Origin of the sequence: Bacteroides sp. 214, assembly GCF_010501015.1 — a bacterium.
Taxonomy (GTDB): Bacteria; Bacteroidota; Bacteroidia; order Bacteroidales; family Bacteroidaceae; genus Bacteroides.
Window position 1 is genome coordinate 184,617 of the sequence record NZ_QVML01000003.1, and the last position, 4,458, is coordinate 189,074.

Annotated in this window: 2 protein-coding genes; both read left to right on the plus strand. The window is 40.8% G+C overall.

Annotation, left to right across the window (positions count from 1 at the left end):
• Window positions 1-19 precede the first annotated feature (19 nt).
• A complete protein-coding gene (locus D0T50_RS04605) occupies window positions 20-1,144 on the plus strand; it encodes a T9SS type A sorting domain-containing protein (RefSeq protein WP_163222331.1) in 1,125 nt (374 codons plus the stop codon).
• 25 nt (window positions 1,145-1,169) lie between these two features.
• A complete protein-coding gene (locus D0T50_RS04610) occupies window positions 1,170-4,091 on the plus strand; it encodes an RHS repeat protein (protein ID WP_163222332.1) in 2,922 nt (973 codons plus the stop codon).
• Window positions 4,092-4,458 lie beyond the last annotated feature (367 nt).

The following is a 4,458-nucleotide window of genomic DNA, read 5'->3' on the forward strand; positions in this document are numbered from 1 at the left end:
ATAGTAATTCTTTATTATTATGAAACACAAAAACGCAATTTTCATTGTATTCCTATTGTCGTACCTTTCCGTTTCCGCCCAGCTCCGCACCACTTACAACGCCATGCGCCCGTGCGACGAAATCATCAAGCAACAAGTGCGCTACCAGCCTCCCGGCAAGGCAGGTGCTAACCTTGTGTGGGACTTCAGCGAGCTTACCGCTGTGAACCCCGAGTACAAACTCTCTTACTTCCTGCCCGGCACGGTGGGCGACAGCCTCTACGTGATGGGCTGTGACACTCTACGGATGGACGACAACACGCTCCGCCCCATCATCGGTATGGAACACTACACGATGTATTACTACCTGCTTCGCGGTGACTCCCTGCAACAGTTGGGACACGAAAACCCCAACACCCACCTGCATTACGACACCCCGCTTCCCGAGCTGAACTTCCCCTTCGATTATGGCGATGTTATCACCGCCTCGTACGATTCCCACGGTCTTTACTCAGGACTAATGGATATCCGCGCCAAAGGAACAGTACGCATCCATGCCGATGCCTTTGGCGAAATGTACCTGCCCGATGGCGACACCCTCACAGTGCTTCGTGTAAAGAGTACCCGACTGATTATGGAACCGATACAGACGGCTGACAGTACAGAACTCTTCTCCAACCGCATACTGGAAACCCATAAATGGTACTCCAAGGGATACCGCTACCCTGTGTTCGAAACTATCCGCGCGGTGCACTTGGGTGATAGCCTGGAGAACTTTACTACAGCATTCTATTATCCGCCACAGGAGCATTACTATTTAGACACCGACCCTGAGAATGTAGCCATATTGGATAGCTTGTGGAATATCAAACAACGGGAACGGGACTCTGAAAACCCGATGGAATCGGTGAAATTGCGTGTGAAGGCGTATCCTAATCCGGTGGAGAATGAGTTAACCGTAGAGTATGAATTGATGGAAGATGCACCTGTTACTATTTACCTGTACACTATGCAAGGTCGACTTGAATACACCTCAGGCTTAAAGAACCAGCCGAGTGGCTATCATACTGAGGTGATTAACTGCTCCGACCTGCCTCAGGGGAACTACCTGCTTAATATGGTGGTTGGTGCGGAGATGATAAGTAGGAAAATAATAAAGAAATAAGTTATAACTTCAATATGAAATTGTTATGCGAAACATTCTAAAATATACAATTGTTTTTATCGGTTGCTTATCTACTTGTGTTATGATAGCCCAAACTACGTCAGGATATACTCCTGAACTCCCTGAACTTTTACCACAATCTCCCCAAGTTGCCGCATTCGCACGTTATGGCGAATATCCGGTAAGTAAGGCTACCGGAGTTGTTCAAATAGACATCCCTTTGTATGAGATAAAAGCTGCAGACATCACCATACCAATATCCATATCTTATCATGCATCGGGAATCAAAGTAGAAGATGTTGCTACCCCCGTTGGCTTAGGATGGTCTTTAAATACGGGAGGAGTGATTAGTCGTTCTATTTATGGTGCCGTAGATAAACAAGGATATACGAACAATCATGTCAAGTCTGTTCAACATGTAGCCGAACTGATGGGTAACAAAAATGTTGATATTACTAGAACATGGAGGCGTTGGGGGATAGCGGATGAAACCGATAGTCAATCAGACCGATATGTCTACAATTTTAATGGAAAATCGGGCGTATTCAGATATAACTCACAGAATAATGAAATAGTTACCATACCATACGCTCCTCTTATTATTGAAGCTACTACTAGTGGATTTAAGATAAAAAACACAGATGGTCTTATTTATCATTTTGAATGTATTGAATTTCGTTATTCAAATGACATTGCTCATACAGCTGCTTGGTATGTAACCAAGATAGAATCACAATTGACAGGGAGTGTTGTCAATTTCAAATACAAAACAGGAACCGGTTATATTGAAAATATACCATCAACAGTAAGAAAGAGAGGTACGGAGTATTATAGTACTTCTTATAACATCTATGAAGACAAGGTATGGGGAATACAGAGCACTCCATATGTGTTGGAAGAGTACTTAAACTTAGGACGTGTTTCTTATCTACCTCAATTAGTAGAAGAGATAACTTGGAATAATAATAAGATTAGCTTTGATTACTCCACAGATAGACTAGACAAATACAAAGACCGCTTAAATAAAATAGAAATAAGTTCAACGCAAGGGGTGGTGAAAACAGTGGAGTTCAGCAATAACTCATACTGGGGAAATAGTGTAAAAAACTATCGGATGCGATTGGATAATATTAAGATTAAAGGAAACCTCAACACAATTTCGGAAAAATATCAATTTAATTATAATACAATTCCTCTTCCCAATTATCATCGTTATACTCTTGACGGTGATAGAATCTATTGCAGAGAAGACTATTGGGGATACTATAATGGTATACCAACACAACCAATACCGGCTTTTTATTTTATACCCAATGAATATGCATTGTTTGGTGGTGGAGTAAATCGCAATCCGAACAAAGATTATATGCAGGCTTGTATCCTGAATGAAATAATATATCCTACAGGTGGAAGCACAGTGTTTGAGTATGAAACAAATAAAATGGGAGGAGGCTATGATTATCCAGGACCAGATTATGTAGGCGGATTGCGCATAAAAAGTATAATATCGAAAACAAATGGAAAGGAAACCCGTAAAACGTATGAGTACGAAGGATTTCCGACTCAGATGATACAAAGCGATATGTTCCAGTACAAACAGGATAGAATTTATTCTTTTCTTAACCGCCGCGTTCCACAGATATTCTGGGCAGAATGGCAAATAACCACAAGTATTCCAATCTATTCAATAACAGGTTGGCATAGCAGTCCAGTATTTTATAATGTAGTCACCGAATATGCAGGAACTCCCATTATGAATACGGGGAAAACGGTTTCTAAGTATATGATGAACTTTCGCGATGCAGCTCAATTCCCTGAATATGCACCGGATATCTATGACCAGAATATTAATCGCTTCTGGTCCCCATGGTATAATTATGACCAAGGACTATTGGAACCACTGCTTACATCAGAAGAAGTATTTGAACGCAATGGAGATAGTTACAATCTAAAGAAAGAAACGCAGAACGAGTATATTGTTGTTGATAAGGGACAAATAACCTGTGGAGTTCGCTTGAGTTTTAGAAATGACTGGGCGCTGCATGCTGGAGAAGATCCGATTCATACTTACCCATTTAATTTGAATTTTCCGTATGATTCTGTTGATGATTTCTTTGTTGATGATTTAGAGTACTACGACCTCATTGCGTACCGCTATTTTCATCTCTTACACGAGACAAAGACAATAGAACATACCGCAGAAGGTACTGTTAGTACAACCATGAACTACACTTATGATACCAACCATCGATTACTTTCTCCTATAAAGACGGTACTAACTAATAGTAACAACATAAGTATAGAAGAGACTACTACCCATCCTTTCAATATGACAGGTGCCCCTTACACAGAGATGACTCAAAAGAACATTATAGAACCGGTGGTAAATAAAACGAGACTGAGCAATGGAAGCTCTATGAGTATTCAAACGAATTACAGAAAAGAAAATGCGCTCTATCTATTAGATGGCATTCAAGCCGGATCGGACGGAAACATAATGGAGAATCGCATTTCTTATCACAATTATGATGGTTACGCAAATCCAATATATGTTACAAAAGATGATGCTACCAATATTGTCTATTTGTGGAGTTACAAGGGCCAGTATCCCATAGCCGAGATACGAAACGCAACATATACGAATGTTAACAATGTGATGAGTTCGGTTTTCTCGGTTGCCAACATCAATGCTTTATCAGCGTTGACAACGCCAAATGAAACAAAGCTAAAAGATGGCAGTCTGCAAAGAGCCTTACCCAACGCTTTAGTTACCACCTATACATATAAACCATTGGTTGGGGTAACTTCTGTTACCGACCCACGTGGGATAACGACCTATTACACCTACGATGCTATGGGTCGTCTCAAAGAAACCTATATGATGGGTACCAATGGTAAGGAGGTTCTTGAAGCCTACGAGTACAATTATGCCAATTCATCAAATTAAAACAGACAATGTATGAAAACAAAATANAACAAAATATATACTTTGGATAATCTCTCTATTTTTCTCACTGAATAGTTATTGCCATATTATTGGCGAAAAGGAGGAGGTTGCAGCATGGATTGAGGGTGATACTTTTGATCACCCTATTATAGCAGGAGGAGGTTCTACATCCTTTACATTTACCGACACACGCAATACTGCGAATTACACCAATAGTTATACCTTGCGTTCGCCCAACGATCTGTTTTATGAGTTTACAACACAAACAGCGATGGATGTTACGATTTCACATTGCGGTTCTGTGTTGTCCGATACTTACCTGCACCTGCTGGATGAATGGGGTGAGCGCCTTTATTACAACGATGAT